Annotated in this window: 18 protein-coding genes, 1 tRNA gene and 1 pseudogene; 10 read left to right on the top strand and 10 right to left on the bottom strand. The window is 35.3% G+C overall.

The window, feature by feature from the left end; genetic code table 11:
• Positions 1 to 84: 84 nt before the first annotated feature.
• Positions 85 to 1,830 carry an ABC transporter ATP-binding protein gene (locus tag CY0110_RS05680; protein WP_008274365.1) on the bottom strand — a complete coding sequence of 582 codons (1,746 nt, stop codon included), beginning with the start codon at positions 1,828 to 1,830 and terminating at the stop codon, positions 85 to 87.
• Positions 1,831 to 1,948: 118 nt separating this feature from the next.
• Here CY0110_RS05680 and CY0110_RS05675 point away from each other — a divergent pair, with 118 nt between their 5' ends.
• From CY0110_RS05675 to CY0110_RS05665, 3 genes are all read left to right on the top strand, one after another.
• Positions 1,949 to 2,320, top strand: a complete 372-nt coding sequence (locus tag CY0110_RS05675) for an EamA family transporter (protein WP_008274364.1) — start codon at positions 1,949 to 1,951, stop codon at positions 2,318 to 2,320.
• A 72-nt stretch (positions 2,321 to 2,392) separates the two neighbouring features.
• Positions 2,393 to 2,466, top strand: a tRNA-Arg gene (locus CY0110_RS05670).
• 15 nt (positions 2,467 to 2,481) lie between these two features.
• The gene (locus CY0110_RS05665) at positions 2,482 to 2,877 is read left to right on the top strand and encodes a RidA family protein (RefSeq protein WP_008274363.1); all 396 of its coding nucleotides are present in this window, start codon (positions 2,482 to 2,484) and stop codon (positions 2,875 to 2,877) included.
• 15 nt (positions 2,878 to 2,892) lie between these two features.
• Here CY0110_RS05665 and CY0110_RS05660 read toward each other — a convergent pair whose 3' ends face one another.
• The 5 genes from CY0110_RS05660 to CY0110_RS30775 form a co-directional block, all read right to left on the bottom strand.
• The gene (locus CY0110_RS05660) at positions 2,893 to 3,123 is read right to left on the bottom strand and encodes a hypothetical protein (protein WP_008274362.1); all 231 of its coding nucleotides are present in this window, start codon (positions 3,121 to 3,123) and stop codon (positions 2,893 to 2,895) included.
• A gap of 94 nt (positions 3,124 to 3,217) precedes the next feature.
• Complete coding sequence (locus CY0110_RS05655) at positions 3,218 to 3,454, bottom strand: hypothetical protein (RefSeq protein WP_008274361.1); 237 nt, start codon at positions 3,452 to 3,454, stop codon at positions 3,218 to 3,220.
• Positions 3,455 to 3,575: 121 nt separating this feature from the next.
• Positions 3,576 to 4,397 (bottom strand): ParB N-terminal domain-containing protein, encoded by an 822-nt coding sequence (locus tag CY0110_RS05650; protein WP_008274360.1) that lies wholly within the window; start codon positions 4,395 to 4,397, stop codon positions 3,576 to 3,578.
• Between the two features lie 5 nt (positions 4,398 to 4,402).
• Positions 4,403 to 5,764, bottom strand: coding sequence for an AAA family ATPase (locus CY0110_RS05645; protein ID WP_008274359.1), 1,362 nt, complete (start codon positions 5,762 to 5,764; stop codon positions 4,403 to 4,405).
• A 743-nt stretch (positions 5,765 to 6,507) separates the two neighbouring features.
• Positions 6,508 to 6,717, bottom strand: a complete 210-nt coding sequence (locus CY0110_RS30775) for a nucleotidyltransferase domain-containing protein (RefSeq protein WP_008274358.1) — start codon at positions 6,715 to 6,717, stop codon at positions 6,508 to 6,510.
• Positions 6,718 to 6,898: 181 nt separating this feature from the next.
• On the opposite strand from CY0110_RS30775, the gene ilvD reads away from it, so the two are divergent.
• The 6 genes and pseudogenes from ilvD to CY0110_RS05610 all read left to right on the top strand — a co-directional run bounded on the left by ilvD (position 6,899) and on the right by CY0110_RS05610 (position 11,623).
• The gene (gene ilvD, locus CY0110_RS05635; RefSeq protein ID WP_008274357.1) at positions 6,899 to 8,584 is read left to right on the top strand and encodes a dihydroxy-acid dehydratase; all 1,686 of its coding nucleotides are present in this window, start codon (positions 6,899 to 6,901) and stop codon (positions 8,582 to 8,584) included.
• A gap of 52 nt (positions 8,585 to 8,636) precedes the next feature.
• A pseudogene (locus tag CY0110_RS30770) lies at positions 8,637 to 9,065 on the top strand (DUF29 domain-containing protein).
• A gap of 66 nt (positions 9,066 to 9,131) precedes the next feature.
• Complete coding sequence (locus tag CY0110_RS05625; RefSeq protein WP_008274354.1) at positions 9,132 to 9,395, top strand: type II toxin-antitoxin system Phd/YefM family antitoxin; 264 nt, start codon at positions 9,132 to 9,134, stop codon at positions 9,393 to 9,395.
• Positions 9,392 to 9,715 (top strand): type II toxin-antitoxin system RelE family toxin, encoded by a 324-nt coding sequence (locus tag CY0110_RS05620; RefSeq protein WP_008274353.1) that lies wholly within the window; start codon positions 9,392 to 9,394, stop codon positions 9,713 to 9,715. Before CY0110_RS05625 ends, CY0110_RS05620 begins: the two co-directional genes overlap by 4 nt.
• Before the next feature lie 29 nt (positions 9,716 to 9,744).
• Positions 9,745 to 10,908, top strand: a complete 1,164-nt coding sequence (locus tag CY0110_RS05615) for an AAA family ATPase (protein WP_008274351.1) — start codon at positions 9,745 to 9,747, stop codon at positions 10,906 to 10,908.
• A 1-nt stretch (position 10,909) separates the two neighbouring features.
• Positions 10,910 to 11,623: a DUF3226 domain-containing protein gene (locus CY0110_RS05610; protein WP_008274350.1), complete on the top strand. Its 714-nt coding sequence runs from the start codon at positions 10,910 to 10,912 to the stop codon at positions 11,621 to 11,623.
• Positions 11,624 to 11,626: 3 nt separating this feature from the next.
• On the opposite strand, the gene CY0110_RS05605 is transcribed toward CY0110_RS05610, so the two are convergent.
• Positions 11,627 to 14,152, bottom strand: a complete 2,526-nt coding sequence (locus CY0110_RS05605; RefSeq protein ID WP_008274349.1) for a mannose-1-phosphate guanyltransferase — start codon at positions 14,150 to 14,152, stop codon at positions 11,627 to 11,629.
• A gap of 248 nt (positions 14,153 to 14,400) precedes the next feature.
• Here CY0110_RS05605 and CY0110_RS05600 point away from each other — a divergent pair, with 248 nt between their 5' ends.
• On the top strand, positions 14,401 to 14,868 hold the full coding sequence (locus CY0110_RS05600; RefSeq protein ID WP_008274348.1) for a cupin domain-containing protein: 468 nt from the start codon (positions 14,401 to 14,403) through the stop codon (positions 14,866 to 14,868).
• Positions 14,869 to 14,941: 73 nt separating this feature from the next.
• Here CY0110_RS05600 and CY0110_RS05595 read toward each other — a convergent pair whose 3' ends face one another.
• From CY0110_RS05595 to CY0110_RS05585, 3 genes are all read right to left on the bottom strand, one after another.
• The gene (locus CY0110_RS05595; RefSeq protein ID WP_008274347.1) at positions 14,942 to 16,426 is read right to left on the bottom strand and encodes a carotenoid oxygenase family protein; all 1,485 of its coding nucleotides are present in this window, start codon (positions 16,424 to 16,426) and stop codon (positions 14,942 to 14,944) included.
• 24 nt (positions 16,427 to 16,450) lie between these two features.
• Positions 16,451 to 17,905: a folate/biopterin family MFS transporter gene (locus CY0110_RS05590; protein WP_008274346.1), complete on the bottom strand. Its 1,455-nt coding sequence runs from the start codon at positions 17,903 to 17,905 to the stop codon at positions 16,451 to 16,453.
• 66 nt (positions 17,906 to 17,971) lie between these two features.
• Positions 17,972 to 19,564, bottom strand: a complete 1,593-nt coding sequence (locus CY0110_RS05585) for a B12-binding domain-containing radical SAM protein (RefSeq protein ID WP_050779964.1) — start codon at positions 19,562 to 19,564, stop codon at positions 17,972 to 17,974.
• Positions 19,565 to 19,567: the final 3 nt, after the last annotated feature.

Genomic DNA, 19,567 nt, shown 5'->3' with positions numbered 1-19,567 from the left:
AGGATTTACCTATCTCCTGTTAAGGTTCCCCAAATTAGGGAGCAATTTAACACTGAACGTCAAGAATTATTAAACTGTCTTGTCTTAACTAACGGTTTCTGCTAGTTGGTGCTGTTTCCATAGTTGTTGATAAAGACCCGGTTGATTAACTAAACTTTGATGGGTTCCTATTTGTAAAATTCTCCCATGATCCATAACAAAAATGCGATCAGTTTGTGCAGCAGCAGACAGTTGATGAGAAATAAAAATGATAGTTCTTTGTCTGTTTTGAGAAAGCCGATTTAGAATATTAGTAGCTGTTTTATTATCCACACTAGAAAGAGAATCATCTAATATTAATACAGGAGAATTCATCAACAAAGCTCTGGCTAATGCACTGCGTTGACGTTGTCCTCCTGATAAGGTAATGCCTCTCTCACCGACAATGGTTTTATACTGTTGAGGAAAGTTGAAAATTTCTTCATGAATTTGTGCTTGTTTAGCTGCGTTTTCTACTTCAAAAGCTTCTGTTAGAGGATCACCATAGCGAACATTATTCAAAATAGTGGTGCTAAACAAAAAGCTGTCTTGAGGCACATAAGCAATGGCTTGTCGTAGGGTTTTTAGGTCTAATTTTGTAATATCATGACCATCCAAAAAAAGTTTTCCTTTATCAATATCTAATAGACGGGGCAAACTATTAGCTAGGGTTGTTTTTCCTGAGCCAATAGGACCGACAACGGCAATAATTTCTCCTGGTTTAATGATAAAGTTAATATCTTGAATAGCAGGTTTTTGCTCTCCTGGATAAGTATAGGTTAAATTTTGAGCAGTAATTTTTCCTTCAATTAAATCTATCGGTAAGACAAGACTATCGTCTGAATTTTGAATTTTAGGCTCTGTTTGAAAGATAGCTTGTACTCGATCAACACTCACTTCTCCCCGTTGATAGGCTGTAATGGTAAACCCTAACAAAGCAGTCGGAAAAACCAATCTTTCTACTAATATCAATAATGCCACAAAATCCCCAATACTAATAATGCCTTGATTAATGGCTGATGTACCAAAGGCTAACAGTAATAAAAGGCTGATATAGGATAATGCTTCAATTAATGGAAATAATAAATTACGGGTTTGAGCGAGTTTTAAATTTGCTCTGAGAAGCTGATCATTTTTATCAGCAAATGCTCGTCTTTCGTTCTCTTCTTGAGCATAAATTTTAATCAAAGCAATGCCACTCATATCTTCTTGAATGAGTTGGCTAACCTCAGAGAGTTTTTCTTGTACGTCTAACTGTTGTTTTTGTAGTTTTCGACTAAAGACTTGTACCGTAATTAACATTAAGGGATAAACGGCCACAGCTAATACACTTAACCGTACATTAATGGCTAACATGGCAGGGAGAGTTAGTCCGTAGGCAAAAATAGTATTCGCTAAACTGAGTAAAGCAAACCCCACCAAACGACGAATATTGTCCACATCGCTCGTAGCACGGTTAATTAAGTCTCCTGATGTATTTCTTGAAAAATAAGCTGGTTCTAGGGTCAATAAATGCTCGAAGATACCTTGTTTTAAACTAAACTCCACATCTCGTCCCACTCCAAAAATAAAGAGACGAGATGCCATGCGAATTCCCCAAGAAATTGAAGCTAAAATAAAAATAAGAATAACAGCCCGTAATATTTCCTCGAAACTAAAGGCTTGTCTCAGATTATCAATACTGTCTCGAATTAAAAGGGGAATATAGACCCCTAACCCATTTACTACCAGCAACGCTACCATACCATAAGTAACAACGCGCCAATGGGGACGGATATAGGTGCCTAGTTGTCGAATTCTTGCAAGTGCCATGAAGTCAGTAATTTATAATTGATAAGGAGTAACGAGTGTTGACTAAATTGTGATAACTTTCTTAAGGGACTTATTATATCTTAATAAACTATAGCTGTTCTTCAGGGAGTACAGGGTTGTGAATTTACAAGAGTTTTGTTTATTGTTGTTTTCAGTGCTAACCAGTGCTATGGGGCAATTATTCCTGAAAATGGGAGCCACTAAGTTAGGAAAAGTGGACAGTGGTAACGCAGTGAGTCATATTTTAAATATTGTGTTGACCCCAGAATTAATGCTCGGACTCTCTTGCTATGGGTTAGGTGCGATCGCTTATATTCTCTTATTAACCAGTGTTAATTTGAGCGTTGCAGGCCCGTCTGCTTCAATTATTTATGTGTTTTCTGTTTTAATTGGTTATTTCGTCTTTAAAGAAACCATCCCCATTCATCGCGCGTTTGGCTTAGGTTTTATTGTTTGTGGTGTTATTTTGGTAGTCTGGAAAGGAAATTAATAGAAGTTGCTTTATGCTACTTGCCAAGTCGTAGAAACTTGTGCTACGATAATTAATCGTTGAGAAAAACAAGGGCTTGTAGCTTAGTGGATTAGAGCGTGTGGCTACGGACCACAAGGTCGGGGGTTCGAGTCCCTCCAAGCCCGTTAAAATTAAAGAAAATGAGTAATATTCGAGTTATTTCTACAGATAACGCACCTGCACCTGTAGGTCCTTATAATCAAGCGATCGCAGCACAAGGACAATTATTATTTATTTCTGGACAAATACCCTTAGACCCAAAAACGGGGCAACTGGTTGGGGACAATGACATTAGTCAACAAACCCAACAAGTCATGAAGAATATAGAAGCTATATTAAAAGCAGCCGAGGCAAATTGGCAAAGTGTGGTGAAAACAACTGTTTTCTTGAGCAATTTAGAAAATTTTGCCCCAATGAACCAAGTTTATGCTCAATATTTCCCTGAAGCGACCGCACCGGCTCGAGCTTGTGTAGAAGTATCCCGTCTTCCTAAGGATGTTTTAGTCGAGATTGAATGTGTTGCGGTCATTTCTTAAATCATACAGTGAGGGTTAAATTAAATCAAACTGATGACAAATTACCCCACACACCGCAGCTAATACTGTAATTCCTAGAGCAAGAAACGGGTTTTGGCCTTGAGCAACTGCGAAGGAAGTAACGATACCTGCACCTAAACCAGCAGTTAAAGCAGCACTGACGTAGTCTTTATCGGTGTTTTTCTTATACATAAATTTGACTCGATCGCTTGACAGAATATTTTTAACGTTGGTCAAACGTAACATTCTCTCGGCCTAAAGAGTGAGAAAATACGTCGAATTGCAATCAAGCTTTAAATTTAGTCATATTTCGTAACAATAGCTATCTATAGAAAATTCTCTATTTTAAAACTGATGTAATAATAACGGTAATGGTTGCGCTGGCAATTAAAGTAAAAGCAAGTTGCACAACCCACTGTGTTGCTTGTCGATAGTCAGAAAAACGTTCATCAAACCGCTTCATTTCGGATGATAAGTGTTCTACATCAGAGGATAAGTGTTCTACATCTGCTGCGAGTTTATCTAATTTTTGGATGACATCGGTTAAAGTGGGTTCAGGTTTGGGGGTTGTGGTCATTATTTTTGCAACTCATCATGTTTAAAAACTCTCTACTTCTTTTTATTATATAGCAAAATTTAGGGACATAATGGATTAAGTCCCTGTTATTATTTATTCAACTTATTCGAGGGTTAAAGAGTTACAAATAAGCAACTTTTTTTAATACTTGATAGCTTGCATTAGCAAAACCTTTGATTTTTTCTTTGGATTTAACCGTAGATTTTTTAAGATTCTCCCAAGTTAATTCTTGATCAGATTTTCGCCAATATTCAACAGCTTTCCAACTCGCCTTAATTTGATTGCTTTTACTTCCTGCTTGTTTCATCAGTGTAGATAATTGTTCATAACTTGTATCAGCTAAATTAACCTTACTTAATTCTAAAATTTGAGCATCAATTTTATTTTGTTGAGCTAGTAATTCAGCTTTAGAAGTTCTCAGGTATTTTATTGCTTCTTCTTTACTTTTGTTTTCAGATTCAGAAATTATACTGTTTATCTGTTTTCCTAGTAAATCTCTCAATCCTTTTGCTGTGTTTAATTCCATGAGAGATTCTAATTTTTCATGGATTTGATTAATGTCTTTTTGTACTGAGTTCAACTTATTATAGTTATCACTCGCTTTACAAACTGTTTGATGATTCTTACCTCCATTTGATAAAGATTTTCTCAAGATATTGACTTGAGTTTTGATTGAATCTTCTTTTTCATTTTCTAGAATGAATACACCAACCATTTCCCCTTTTCTGGGATCAATTTTACTAGCTTTTACTGCTGCATAATATTCTATTTCTCCATAGACCAATTCATAAGAATCAACTCCTAGTCTTTTTACTACCAAAGGATTAATAAGACATTCAGACTCTAAAATAGCATCTGCTAATCTCTGTACAGAACTTTCATTATCTTCGGATAAAGGAATATTGTTAGCAATAGTATCAATATCAACTAAGAAAAAATTCATAACAATTAATCTCCTATTTTTTCTAAAACTTCAATAGCTAATGATTCAAATTCAGCAGCAGATGTATTTGCAGAAGAAACACTATCTGCATAATGAAAGATTGATTTAGGTGCAGGTATTTCTAACTCTCCTACTTGTATTGTTTGATTAATACAATGAGATAAAGCAGTTCTTTCTGAAATCATGTTATCCATAATAGGGAAACCATAACCTTCAGAAATTACTTCTCTTTGTCTAGGAAATGTATGCTTAAGATATTGATGATGAGTAGAAATTTTAGAAGGAAGAACACCTATAATTTTAAGTTTAGATAGACTTAAACTTTCTCTATATTCATTAATTTCTTCTGTGACAAAATTTTTAACACTTGTTAGTCCTTGATTAGAAAATGGTTTTAAGTCAGAAGGAACCATTAAATAATTAGCAGCAGTTAATGCTGCTTGTGCATATAAATCTAAAGAAGGTGGGGTATCAATAATCACAAAGTCATATTGATTTTCTACTACTTTTAATTGTTTTACTAATAGAGAACGACTAGGTAAAGATGCTTCTAGTTTAGGTCTTTTTGAAATTAATGTAATGTGAGATGGTATTACATCAATTTCTTTCTGATTAAATCCTTCAGATTTTCTTACAATATCAGGTATTTGTGTATGTTTACTTTCAAGTAAATGAAAAACATTTTTATCTTTTAAATCATCATCATCATCAAATTGAAATTTAATTAAACCAGTGGCAAAAGTGGTGTTTGCTTGAGCATCAATATCAATTAATAAAACTCGTTTTCCTTGGTTACTAAAAGCAGCAGCTAAATTAGTCGCTACGGTAGTTTTTCCGACACCACCTTTATGATGATAAATAGCAATAACTTTCATGGGTAATTTTTTGAACTCCTTAATAGACGGTTGACAAACTTTAGGAACAGAAAGGGATGGAGAAGTAGAGAATTTTTGACTTAAACTCTCTTTACCAATCAAAGAATTAATTTTGTCGATATTGTTAGCAATGTTTTCTCCTTGACAATAAAAGATAAACTTTAACTTATCTTTTTCTCGTTGGTAAATTCGGAATTCTTTGCCATTGGTTAACACCCCATAAAAACTTTTGGTTTTCATCAAGTAATGTCCTAAACGACGGACATGATGATCTAAATTTTCTTGAGGGTGTTTTGCTTCGATGACAACACAAGAAGAAAGATTTTTTATCTTTTTAGAAGCAACGGTCAAAAAATCTAAGCGAATATTTTGATAGATAACTTCTTGATACCAATTTTCAGGAGAATAACCTAATTTTGGGAGTAAATATTGAACAATTAGCTTACTCTCTACTTCCCTTTCATTGTGACAGGATTTAGGATGAAATTGCAATGCTTTATTTCCTCAATAACACAATATAGAGGATAAAATTGAATAAGAATGAAGGTTAGGAACAAGTAAAAGTAGAATTAACTACCTTTAAACAACTTATTATTTTTATTATCTCTAAGTATCTACCGAATGAGAAACAGTAAAATCGCTGAAAAATTACATTATATTTATTGTTTAATTTTGAACTTACGTAAAATTACTGAATTGATTGTAAAAATAGGTTAACATTCTATTTTTAACTATTTTTTTGGAATACTAAAGATAATTAATAGCAAAATTCAACATATCTTCAGCTTGTTAGATTAATTGATTTGCGTCTTCGCAACTAATCTGAATATCTAAATTATAATCAGCCCCAATACGAAGTTTTTCTGCTTCAATGAGATAAGGATGATAAATTTTAGGTACTCTTTCAGTTTAGCAAATATTGTCCAAATGTGGCAATTACCCCTGAATGTTTGCTATAGATAGTTATCACCTTCTAAAAAGCAGAGCAAAAAAAACATAGCATAGTAAGCGCGTGAAACAGAAAAATCTGGGTATCTGTTTCGTTAATCTGTTTAGCAACAATTAAACTTTTTCAGGTTTTTTAATAGTTTTGTTGAATTTCATTCATAATTTAATTCCCTTTTTTCTAATATTACGATAAAAGGCACTATTTTCTTTTTCCCATTGCTCAAGTGTAGCAAAACAGCAAATAATCACTTTATTATTCTCTAAAAATAAATCACTTATCAATTGACTTATTTTTTTATCTCTTCATAGTAATTAAATTTTGTTTTCAACACAATCAAAATATCAATATCTGAATCTTTTTCTGCTTCTTGTCTAGCTTGTGAACCAAATAGAATAACAGTCTCTAATTCCTTTCCGTACAGAGATTTTAAATAACTATTTATTTTGTTTAAATTTTTTTTTAGTTGACCCGTTAATAAAGCTTGAGATTTAATCACTTTTTAAAAAAAAGAAAATAAGTAACTTACTATTTTATACTAATTATAACTAAGCATCTGTAAGGTTTTTTGTTTCAACCACATACCATCAATTGTAAAATTTTTGTTATCTTTTCATCTTTATAAGGCTAAGAACAACCGACAATAGAAACATTGCCAGAGCCATAAGGAGAACGCTATAATGTCTGAGAATGCAAGAAGTCGCCTCATTACCGAGGGAAGTCAACGAACCCCTAACCGTGCCATGTTGCGTGCTGTGGGCTTCGGAGATGATGATTTTAATAAGCCTATTGTTGGGGTAGCTAATGGCTTCAGTACCATAACCCCTTGTAACATGGGGATTAATGACCTAGCTAAACGTGCTGAAGCAGGAATTAAAACCGCTGGTGGGATGCCTCAGATATTCGGTACCATTACCATCAGTGATGGCATTTCTATGGGAACCGAAGGCATGAAATATTCCCTCGTCTCACGGGATGTTATTGCCGACTCTATCGAAACCGTTTGTAATGGTCAAAGCATGGATGGAGTGATCGCTATTGGTGGATGCGACAAGAATATGCCAGGGGCAATGATAGCCATGGCAAGAATGAATATACCTGCAATCTTTGTCTATGGAGGAACCATTAAACCCGGCCATTACAACGGGGAAGATTTAACAGTAGTCAGTGCCTTTGAAGCGGTCGGCCAACATAGTGCAGGTAAGATAGATGATAGCACATTATTGGCTATTGAACGTAATGCTTGCCCCGGTGCCGGTTCCTGTGGGGGAATGTTCACCGCAAATACCATGTCTTCAGCGTTTGAAGTGATGGGAATGAGTTTACCTTATTCTTCTACGATGGCAGCAGAAGATGCAGAAAAAGCAGACAGTACAGAAAAGTCAGCTTTTGCTTTAGTTAATGCCATTCGTAACCAGATTTTACCCAGTCACATTTTAACCCGAAAAGCCTTTGAAAATGCCATTTCTGTAATCATGGCGGTGGGAGGTTCTACGAATGCTGTATTACACCTTTTAGCGATCGCTAATACCATCGGTGTTGACCTAACTTTAGACGATTTTGAAACCATTCGTCAACGGGTTCCTGTACTCTGTGATTTAAAACCATCGGGACGCTATGTAACGGTTAATTTGCATGAAGCGGGTGGCATTCCTCAAGTGATGAAACTATTATTAAATCATGGATTATTACATGGGGATGCGTTAACGATTTCCGGTCAAACTATAGCAGAAATTTTAGCCGATGTACCGGATGAACCTCCAGCGAATCAAGATGTTATTCGGACTTGGGATAACCCTGTTTATAAAGAGGGACATTTAGCCATTTTAAAAGGTAATTTAGCCTCTGAGGGTGCAGTTGCCAAAATTAGTGGGGTAAAGAATCCCAAAATAACAGGTCCGGCGCGAGTTTTTGAGTCGGAAGAGGAATGTTTAGAGGCAATTTTAGCAGGAAAAATTAACGCTGGTGATGTCATTATTGTCCGTTATGAAGGTCCTAGAGGAGGCCCAGGAATGCGAGAAATGTTAGCACCAACTTCTGCAATTATTGGGGCTGGTTTAGGTGATTCCGTGGGCTTAATTACCGATGGCCGGTTTTCTGGGGGAACCTATGGTTTAGTGGTGGGTCATGTTGCCCCAGAAGCTTACGTAGGGGGTACTATTGGCTTAGTAAAAGAAGGGGATAGTATTACCATTGATGCTAAAGAAAAACTCCTTCAAGTCAATGTTTCTGAAGAAGAATTAAACCAACGTCGGGCTAATTGGAAAGCTCCCGAACCTCGTTATAAAAGAGGGGTATTAGGTAAGTATGCCAAGTTAGTTTCTTCTAGTAGTTTAGGGGCAGTTACTGACGTGAATTTGTTTTAAGTTGATGGTGGGCGTTGCCCACCCTACTTTTTCATGATAAGCATATAAGTTAATGAATAATATTGATATAGATAAGGATTATTATGCTTGGACACAAGAACAAGCAGAATTATTGAGAACTAAACAAATTAATAACATTGACTGGCAAAATTTAGCTGATGAAATTGAAGAAATGGGAAGGTCAGAAAAAAGACAGCTAGAAAGTAGTTTACAGGTGTTAATTATGTACTTACTAAAATGGCAATTTCAGCCTAATTTACGTTCTCGCAGTTGGCAATTAACGATTCAAGAACAACGTTTGTGACTTGATAAATTAATTGCAGAAAATCCCAGTTAAAAACCTAGTTTAGAGACAGCTATTGATAAAGTGTATCCCTTAGCAACATTAAGTGCAGAAAGAGAAACAGGTTTATCAGTTTTTCCTGAAACTTGTCCTTATCGATTAACTGATATTTTGTCTTTTGACTTTTTACCTGAATAGTTTAAAAACTTCTAGACTATAAGATATAATAAAAGAGCCAACATTTCTTATCAAAACATCTAACTAATGACTAAATATATAAATATTACCGAAGTCCAACAAAAATTATTAGAATTATCTAATGACTTGAATGATGAACCTCTTATTATTACAAAAGAAGGTAAACCTATAATGACAGCGATAAGTTATGAACAATTTGAATCTTTAATAGAAACTTTAAGTATTCTTTCAGATGAAGCATTCAGTCAAAAATTACAAGAAAGTATGACACAAGTAAAAGAAGGAAAAACAATTTCTTGGGAATCTGTAAAAGAAAAATTAGGATTATGAATGAAACGCAAGAATATCAAATAAAATTGACAGATTTGGCTTTAGAAATGCTAACTGAAATCAAAGATAAACGACATTTACAACTTTTAAGTAAACGTATTGATAAACTAAAAGTAAGTCCAGAAAAACAAGGAAAACCATTAACTAATAAATTAAAAGGATATCAAAGTATTAGAGCAGTTGGTCAACGCTATCGTATTATATATCAAGTTGTTAATTCTGAGGTAACTGTCTATGTTATTGGAGTAGAATTAAGACAAGAAGGTAGTCGTAAAGATGTTTATAATAAGCTGGAAAAATTATTAGATGAAAATCCCTAATCTAAAATTATTAAGGAGGTTAAAAACCCATGATTAAAAATATTGAAATCGAAAATTTTAGATGTTTTGAGCATACGAAAATTGAAGGGTTTGAACGAGTTAATTTAATTGGTGGTAAAAATAATTCAGGCAAAACTGCTTTATTAGAAGCTATTGCTCTTAATCAATCTCCTCAACCTGATATTATATTATTATTAACAAAAATAAGAGATGATTCTTTATATTATTCTCAATCTTATCCTGAAAAAGTTTGGAATAATTTATTTTTTAATAACATAACTAAAGATTCAATAAGAATTATAATTAATAAAAATTCTCCAAATCCACAAAACCTAATAATATCAGTATCTTTATTTTTTTTTAACCCCTCAAATACTATTAAATTATTAAAAGATTCATTAATGTCTAATAAATTTTTTGAACAGTCTAATCAAATATACCGTTTAACAGTTGAATTAATATCTGAAAAATTTAGTCGATATAAATTTTATATAGATTCAACTAATGAAGGGATAAAACTAGGAGGATGTGATATAAAATATGTAGGAAAATACAGGGATAGGGCTTTAGAAACTATTACAAGTGAATCGGGATTTATAAGGTTTATAAATCAATATCATTTTAATTGGATAACACAGTATATATCAGCTTCTTTTAGACTTAATCAAAAAGAAATAATTCAAGAATATAGTCATGCAGAATTAGAAAATAGAGGGCATTACTTGTTAAATATCTTACAAAAAATAGATCCAAAAATAGAGGAAATTAAAATATTTAGTATTCGAGATCCAGTTTTGTATTTAAGACGAGAAAATGAAAACTTTCTACCGATTTCAACTTTTGGAGATGCTATTAATAGAGTGACTGAAATTATGGTAAAGATACTAAATAATAAAAGTAGTATAATCTTGATTGATGAAATAGAAAACGGAATACATTATACAAATCATAGAGACTTTTGGAGAGCATTATTTGAACTGTCAAAAGAACTTGATGTACAAATTTTTGCGACAACTCATAGTTTAGAAATGATTCAAGCATTTAGGGATGTTGGACTTAACTATTATGCTGATAGTGGTGCATATTTTGAAATGGCAAGAAATCCCAGAACTAATAAAATTATCGGGATAAAACATGAATTAGAAATGTTAGATTATGCCTTAAAACGTAGCGAGGAAATAAGAGGAGAATAATATGAGTAATGTGATCATTGTCGAAGCTGAAAATGACGCTACGTTTATTAAAAGAATTGTTAAATACATGAATGAAAGAAAGGGTAATAATATTAATATTGATAATAAAAAAGGTTACACCACTTTAAATGATAAGACTCCAGAAAAAACATACAGAGGATTAAGTGAAGCATCTTTAACTAATAGTTTAAAAAGAGTAAAAAAACGATTAGAAAAAGAACCTATAGAAAAAGTTGGTATTATTATCGATATGGATCAAAAATTACAACAAGAAAGACTTGATTTAGTTAATAAAGCTATGTTAACTGTTTTTAGTGAAGCTGAAACAATAATAAATATAAACCAATTAGTAAAAATCACAAAAATAGATCAACAAGATATTCAAGCAGCTTGTTATTTTATGAATGTTAACGGAAAAGGAGAATTAGCAACTGTTTTGAAAAAAATTAAAACAAAAAAGTCAATTTATGCTGATTGTATAGAAAGTTGGAAAACTTGTATTATTAATACTCTTAACGATAATAAAAAAATTATTCTTAGTGATAATGACTTTGACAAACTTTGGGTTTATAATTATATTTATTATGATATTTCTAATAAAGAATATGGATTTAATGAAAAAGGTTTTAAAATAATAATGGATAAACAACAAGATATATGGAACTTTGATCATCCCATTTTAGAAGATTTGAAACTATTTTTAGCCCTATTTTAAAACCTACATACTAATTAAATCACCTTGTTGTTGTTCAATAAAAGATTGTACTTTGTGACGATATTCCCTAATATTAACATCGACCCATTCTCGATCATCACTATTAGCGACAATATGCACAAACGGTTCCCCTGCATCGGGTAAAATCAAGATCCAGTTATCATTTTGAGGATTGATAATTTTCACCCCATCAATTAATTCAAGTTGTTCAGGATTATGAATTTCAACTAAATAACGCATTAAAGCCCCTTTCACCTTCCAGGGACAGCGTAAAACGTAGGATTTATGGCAAATACGGGGTAATTCTGCTTGAATTTGTACCAGCGATCGCTCTTGAGTCGCCAACATTTCCAATAGTTTCGCTAAACTAAACATGGCATCAAACCCCGGATGCAACTGTGGAAAGATAAACCCGGTGTCCCCACTTCCTCCTAGAGAGACATTAGGATTCATTTGCGCTGCTTCCATCAACGCAGTAGGATTAGATTTAGTGCGAATGACTCTACCATCGTGACGACGGGCAATTTGTTCAACTGCGCTAGACGCTTCTACCGGGACAACCACCGTACTGCGAGGATAAGCAGTAAAAATCGTATTCACCATCAAAGCGGTTAACCATTCTCCCCGTATGGATAGGCCAGATTCATCAACTAAGATAAACTGTTCTCCATTAGCCGAAACTTGGGCCCCTAAATTGGCTTTCACCGCTTCAACCACTTGGCCAAGTTGATGTAGTAAAGACTCCCGTTCCTCTGTGGTGACTGTAGTTTGACGTAAACTTGCATTGAGAACAATGGCATCACAACCAAATTTAGTTAATAGTTGTGGTAAAATCGCCCCTGATACCCCATAAACGTAGTCAATGACAATTTTTGGGTCACTGTTACTGATGCTGTCAAGATCCAGTTGAGTTTCAAAGGTTTCACGATAAGTGTCGATAACTTGTGCTGGATAGGACATATTTCCTATGTCTGCAATACCCACTCGTCGTAAATCTTCTTTAAAATAGGCCCCTTCAATTTTCTTTTCTTGGGACTTAGTAATATTGATTCCTTGATCGTCAAAAAATTCGATTAAAATGTGATCGGTGCGATCCGGATGGGCCCGTAAATGAACCCCACCCGATACGCCCAATTTGGGAGTCATGGTACGAGAAATCGGAATAGCGGTGGCTTCAAGGTTTTGAATATTAATCCCCACCGACATCAACCCAGAAATTAAAGAACGGCTAATCATACGAGAAAAACCCCGTTGATCCCGTGATACCACTACTTGCGCCCCTGCTTTTAGGGTTGATCCGTAGGCTGCCCCTAACTTCACCGCAAATTCTGGAGTAATATCAATATTAGCCAGTCCTGTAACTCCCCGTTGACCGAAGAGATTACGATTAGCGGTACTTCCCCAAATTAAATTAATATTTAAGATAGCCCCTGATTCGATACGCTTATTGGGCCAAACTCGAACATTAGAACTTATTTGTGCTTCTTCTCCGAGGATAGATAACGGGCCAATAATCGCCCCTTCTAAAACTTGCGATCGCCGATCAATTCGGGTTCCTCTGGCGATGACACAAGCTGCGAGATAAGATTCATCCCCTACCGTAACACCATTCCAAATAATAGGGCGTTTTAAGTCTGAGGCGGTTCCAATGGTAACGTTATCACCGATGACACACCCCTGTTCAATCATTACCCCTGGACCAATGCGACAGTTATCTCCAATGAGGGCCGGGGGTTCAATTTTGGCAGTGGGATCAATATACGTATTTTGTCCCAACCATACCCCCGGAGACTTTTCCCGATAAGCAAACTCAAGCTTAACTTTTTTTTCTAAGGCATCATATTGGGCTTCTCGATAGGCATCTAAATGACCCACATCACACCAATATCCTTCGGCAATGTAGCCATACATGGGTTCATTTTTGGCCAAGAGAAGGGGAAATAAATCCTTAGAAAAGTCGCTTTCTTCATTTGGAGGAAGGTATTTCAGCACTTCCGGTTCTAAGATATAGGTTCCTGTATTGACGGTATCGGAGAAAATTTCGCTAGAGGAGGGTTTTTCAAGGAAACGGACTATTTTTTGCTCTTTATCGGTAATGACAACCCCAAACTCTACAGGGTTAGGAACTCGCGTTAGCACAAGCGTCGCTTTAGATTTTTTTTGACGATGAAAAGCGATCGCTGCTTGTAGATCAAAATCGGTAATACTATCTCCGCTAATCACTAAAAAAGTATTGCGTAAAAGATCCTCAACATTTTTCACGCAACCCGCAGTCCCTAAGGGTTGCTCATCTTCTACAGCATAGGTCATTTCTACGCCAAAATCTTTGCCATCTTGAAAATAATCTCGCATCACATCGGGAAGATAGTATAAAGTGGCAATAATCTCCGTAATATTATGTCGTCTGAGTAAGTTAATGATATGTTCTGCGATAGGCCGATTTAAGATAGGTACCATAGGCTTAGGTAAATCGCAGGTCAATGGGCGTAACCGAGTTCCCGATCCCCCAGCCATCAGCACTGCACGCATAAATCCTCCTCAATGGTTGATTTTTGTTACTTATTTTTACAATTCAAGCCAAAATTCCTCCCTTCTACCATAGCTTATTTTCGGAGGTTAGAGGTTAGGCTAAAGAGGGATTTTAAAAACTTATGAGGCAAAAGTTTATGGAGTTTTAGTCTTTCTATCATAGGATAAAAATCTTATGTAATTTTTTTTACATATTTTTACGATAAGAATTGTTACAATAAAAAAAGCTTAATAAAGAGGAAAATAATATGAGTTTAAAAGAGGGAATATCGCTACGCGAACTCGAATCAATACAAGGTGGAATGGCACAATTTTATACCCCGCAATCCAGTGATGAAACCATGTTAGTTGAAGTTCCCAGTGGAACAATTGATGAACTATTTGTACACCATTATCAAACTGATCAATTATTAGTGGTTCGAGGTAGCTTTATTTTAGTTGCACTCCACAATAAACGGTATCATTATATACCTTTAAGTGAGTATAATCCTCAAGTGGTTACTATTCCGCCGGGGGTTCCTCATGGAGCGATTAATTTAAGTTCCGAAGGTTGTGTTATGGTGAATGCTGTATTGCGTCATGGAGAATCTCATCCTTTAGATTATCGACCCATGAAACCACCTTTTCCCTATAACTTGAAGAAAATTAGTTATCTTTTAGAAGAACTATATGAGCTTAAGTTAAAGGCAAAAAATAAAGTTTTACAAGAAGTATAACTTTCTCGTTAAATTCAATAATTAATCGTTCGGGATAGTTATTAATTATCCCGATTTTTTCTAAATCTGTTAATTACAAAAACACCTCGGATGTCCAGTTTCCATGAAGTCCATAAGGAATATGATGTTTAAGATGTAGAGTTGCGATCGCTTCTTTTTCTATATTTTCCCCATCCAAAATAACAATATCAGAACGATGTTTATCTCCATCATAAACCATCACTAAAATCCATCCTTGATCTTCATGGGTTGCATTAGGTTTTGGTACAAAAATAGGTTCGCTGACATATCCTTGTGGGGCAAAAGAGTGTAATTGTTTTTTACCCGTTAATAAATCTAGTTTTAGGATAGCTTGTAAGGGTGCATTACCGTGATCTTTATGTGCGCTTCCTATGAACAAATACCGATAATTTCTCCCGACATTATCGGGGTTAATATCAGAAAATTCACAACACCGACTTTCTATCATTTCTTTTTCGATAGTTTCCCTTTTCAGATTAATTTTAAACCGATATATTTGTCCAGGATCTAAATTTTCAAAATTAGTTTCTTTGTAATCAGTATCAGGTTTTACTTGGGGAAGGGAATCATAACAAATTGAATCTAAATAGATATCATCATCTTTTTCAAAAGCATTAATATGATGAAAGATAAACCCCGAATTTATTTCTAAAACTTTCATTTGTTTATCCGAAGGATTGCGGGGAATAATAATCAATTTACTGGGTTTTTCTGGATGGAAATTAACACATTCACCCGCCCCTTTTAACCCTAAAATATAGGGAAAAGGATTAAAGGTAACAGGATTTTGTAATAAGAGACAATAGTGAGGTGTAATGGCAAAATCATGGATAAAAGAAAACCCAGAAACAGTATGAGAATGACGACGTAGTAATCTACCATCTGAAGCAAATTCATAGATAGTAATTTTACTCGAAAGACCAGGTTTAATAGAGAAATTAACTAAGCAAGGTTGACCCTTATCTAACTCAGAAGTAGGGTCAAAACGAGGGTGTGCAGAAATAGAATCACCTGGGTTTAATACCCCATCTAAATAATCGATACCTATGGTTTCTAATGTTTTGGGATCGAGTTGATAAGGTTCGGCTGCTTCCCAAAGTGCTAATAATTTTTTACCCCAATAAATGACATTTGTATTAGCAATATTTTTTACATTAACATCAAAAATGTTATTAATCCATCCGCCTGGTTTCTCAGTACCAAACACCCCACGATAAATCATTTTACCTTCTTTTTGTTCTTTAACATAACCTTCTGTGCGAACAAAACGGTTACGAAAATGAACTTTTCCATTGGGTAAAAAAGAAATAGCACAAATCATCCCATCGCCGTCAAAAGGATGCTTTAATGGCGTTCCTTGCACATCTAATAATCCTGGCCCGTTTCTAAACAAAGTTCCTTGTAATTCTTGAGGAATATTACCCTCTATATCCTCGATAAAATAGTCATATTCATCGGGCTGAGATTGATAACCTTTTTGCCATTGCTGAGGGTTATAGGATAAAGTTTGTTTGTCTTCGTTAATTAAATTAGTCATGGCTATTGATTGTTTTAACAGAGTTTACTTATTGTTATTAGTGACAAATTCAGGTAAAACTTCAGGTATTGTAGCATCATCGGGAACTGCACCTAAAGTATGATGTTCATAAGCTTCAGCCATATATTTTATATTTTCTTTTGCTTTTTCTTCCTGAACTTGGGGATCAGTATTAGGCAACCATCCAACTAACGGCAAGGGCAATAAAGTTGAGAGGTTAGTGATAATAACCAGTAACCAGAGATTTTCAAAATTAGTTTCTGTAACTCCTAACCAGTGGGTAATTAATGCCCCTAGTTCATGGGATAATAAACCGGCTAGATTAACAATAGACATCAATAAAGCAAAGAGAGTCGCTTCGATACCTTTAGGACATAGTCTGGCCGATAAAACTAAGATGGGTAAAAAAGCAATTTGACCCGCAACAGTTAAAATTAGACTATCTCCTAAACTAAACCAATGATCATCAATTCCTAATACTCGGTTGGTATGGGTAACTAATAATAACATCGTCATCCCCAAAGCAGCAGAAATAACCACACTCCACCCCAAGATATTTCTAAACGAAACATTTTTAAGGAACTTTTGATAAAGAAATACTCCTAATAATGAAGCAATGCTAGTGACTAAACGAACTCGCCCTAAAAATTCTGGTTCAAACCCTAATTCATTGGTAGTAAAATAAAAGAAAGCAGAGTCCGCATGAGGGGTTGCTTGCCACAGAAAAACAAAGATAGTAGGTAATAAAATAGATTTCTGTTTAATCGCTTGCCATAATTGTTTAATTTGCTGTTTAACTAACGACTGTTCTTGTTGAGAAACTAATTCATCTTGACTAACTGGTTCTTCTGCAATAAACCAAGCAGCCACACAGACAATAATAGGAAAAATAGCGGTAATTTCAAATACCGTTTGATTGCTAAGTTCTTCTAATAACCAACCACTTAAATAAGCAGTAATTAAGCCTCCAAAAGAAGACATTCCCCACGTAACAGATTGTAACGAACCGGCTTGACCTAAAGACTCTTTTCTGGCCCTTTCTACCACTAAAGAGTCAACGATAACATCACTAATGGCTACAGAAAGGGAGGTTAACAGTAAAGTAAGACTAGCTAACCAGGCATTTGTCACCACTGTGGCCAATAATATCCATGATAAACTGCCTAATATCCCCGAAATCACCAGATAAGGACGACGACGATAGTTGAAAATTGGTAAACCGTCCGAAATAAAGCCAAACAAGGGTTTTATTATCCAAGGAATGGCAGCAATACCCGTTAACGCTCCCATTTGTGCTGGGGTTAACCCCAGATCATCCTTGAGGAAGAAACTTACCGCTAAACGGGCTAAACCTAAGACTCCTTGCACAAAATAGACGCTTAGGATGGCAAAGAGTTCGGGAGTAGGTTCGTTACCGAATAATACCGTCTCTTTAAACGTCTTTTTGACTCGTGTGAGAGGGGAAAGGGTGGCACTCATGAAGATAAGTAAAGTTTTGTTACTTTATCTATCATAAGCAATTATTCACTTATCAGTTATCATTCATCAGTCATAGATTTTTTCAGCCATTGGATTAAACTCCAGTTTTTGCAAGGTTTTTTGCTTTTCTCTAGCCTTAAATTCTTGTAATTGATCTTCAATTTCCTGGCGAACAATTTGACGATATTCTAAAAAATGCTCGTTGTGAGCGCAAACCGTTAGATAATGTTCCCACACAGGAGTATTGTGTTTAAGAATGCCAAAGAAATGATGCCAAAATTTCCAACGGGTGTTCCGTTTAAACCCTTGTCGCCAAATCACAATAGCTAAAGCCCTTAAATCAACCCAACTGGGAAACTTAAACGGGGGATGACATTTAGGGGTTCCTAATTTTAAGAAACAACGATAGGTGCGATCTAAGAAATTTTCTGCATCGTATAATGTCCAAAAGGCTTCTATATATTCTTGGGCAATGTCTTCTATTGGACGAGTGGGAACAAAGTTCATTAAGGTACTTTGATTAATATCTTGTTTACTGTCAACTCGTAATCTTCCCTCTTTTTCTAAACGATGCCATAAAGCAGTATGGGGAAGAGCTTGCAACATTCCAAACATAGCTGTAGGAATAGCTGCATTTTCCACAAAGCGAATAATTCGAGTTGCAGCCCCAGTTTTTTCCCCATCGAAACCAATAATAAAACCAGCCATCGGACGTAACCCGGCACGAATTAAAATATCAATGGTATCAGTTAAGGAGTCACGGGTATTTTGAAACTTTTTTGTTAACTTTAAACTCTCTTCGTCGGGGGTTTCAATGCCTAAAAAGACCGCATCGAAATTAGATTCTACCATCAACTCCATCAACTCCAAATCTTGAGCGAGATCCACCGATGCTTCTGTGTTAAAACGGAAAGGATATTGATGGTCTTTTTGCCATATTTTTAATTCTTTGAGTAATAATTTAACATTGCGTTTATTGCCAATAAAATTATCATCCACCATAAATACGCCCCGTCGCCATCCCAACTCATAAAGATAGTCTAATTCTTTCAACAGTTGCGTCGGGGTTTTGGTGCGAGGTTTACGTCCATAAAGAATAATAATGTCACAAAATTCACATTGAAAGGGACATCCCCTGGAAAACTGCACTGACATCGAGTCATACGCATCTAACTCTAATAAGTCGTAGCGAGGAATAGGAGTTGAGGTAACATCAGGTTTTTCTTCTGTGCGTATGGTTCCTTGGGTTTCCCCCCGTTGTAAAGCTTCTACAAACATAGGGAGGGTAATTTCTCCTTCATCTAACACTAAAAAGTCCGCCCCTGCCTCTTGCACTTCTGAGGGGACAGAGGTTGCATAAGGACCCCCCACGGCGACACATTTACCTCGCAGTTTCGCTTCTTTTATTTGTGTGAGTAAGTCTGTTTTTTGGACAATCATGGCCGAGAAAATCACGATTTCTGCCCAGTCCCATTCTTCTTCGGTTACCTCTCGAATATTGCGATCGCATAGTTTAAATTCCCAGGTTTGGGGTAAAATAGCAGCAACGGTAATTAATCCCAGGGGTGGTAATAAAACCTTGCGATTTACTAACTCTAAGCTTTTGTCATAAGACCAAAAAGTGGGCGGAAATACTGGATAAATAAGCAATGCTCGCACGTC

The organism is Crocosphaera chwakensis CCY0110, assembly GCF_000169335.1.
Classification (GTDB): domain Bacteria; phylum Cyanobacteriota; class Cyanobacteriia; order Cyanobacteriales; family Microcystaceae; genus Crocosphaera; species Crocosphaera chwakensis.
This window is presented reverse-complemented; position numbering and strand designations above follow the sequence as displayed.

Coding starts and splice junctions, on each gene's coding strand:
- CY0110_RS05600 (WP_008274348.1), top strand. CDS start 14,401: ATGAGTTTAAAAGAGGGAATATCGCTACGCGAACTCGAATCAATACAA.
- ilvD (WP_008274357.1), top strand. CDS start 6,899: ATGTCTGAGAATGCAAGAAGTCGCCTCATTACCGAGGGAAGTCAACGA.
- CY0110_RS05655 (WP_008274361.1), bottom strand. CDS start 3,454: ATGACCACAACCCCCAAACCTGAACCCACTTTAACCGATGTCATCCAA.
- CY0110_RS05660 (WP_008274362.1), bottom strand. CDS start 3,123: ATGTTACGTTTGACCAACGTTAAAAATATTCTGTCAAGCGATCGAGTC.
- CY0110_RS05610 (WP_008274350.1), top strand. CDS start 10,910: ATGAGTAATGTGATCATTGTCGAAGCTGAAAATGACGCTACGTTTATT.
- CY0110_RS05595 (WP_008274347.1), bottom strand. CDS start 16,426: ATGACTAATTTAATTAACGAAGACAAACAAACTTTATCCTATAACCCT.
- CY0110_RS05620 (WP_008274353.1), top strand. CDS start 9,392: ATGAATGAAACGCAAGAATATCAAATAAAATTGACAGATTTGGCTTTA.
- CY0110_RS05665 (WP_008274363.1), top strand. CDS start 2,482: ATGAGTAATATTCGAGTTATTTCTACAGATAACGCACCTGCACCTGTA.
- CY0110_RS05605 (WP_008274349.1), bottom strand. CDS start 14,152: ATGCGTGCAGTGCTGATGGCTGGGGGATCGGGAACTCGGTTACGCCCA.
- CY0110_RS05625 (WP_008274354.1), top strand. CDS start 9,132: ATGACTAAATATATAAATATTACCGAAGTCCAACAAAAATTATTAGAA.
- CY0110_RS05590 (WP_008274346.1), bottom strand. CDS start 17,905: ATGAGTGCCACCCTTTCCCCTCTCACACGAGTCAAAAAGACGTTTAAA.
- CY0110_RS05615 (WP_008274351.1), top strand. CDS start 9,745: ATGATTAAAAATATTGAAATCGAAAATTTTAGATGTTTTGAGCATACG.
- CY0110_RS05680 (WP_008274365.1), bottom strand. CDS start 1,830: ATGGCACTTGCAAGAATTCGACAACTAGGCACCTATATCCGTCCCCAT.
- CY0110_RS05650 (WP_008274360.1), bottom strand. CDS start 4,397: ATGAATTTTTTCTTAGTTGATATTGATACTATTGCTAACAATATTCCT.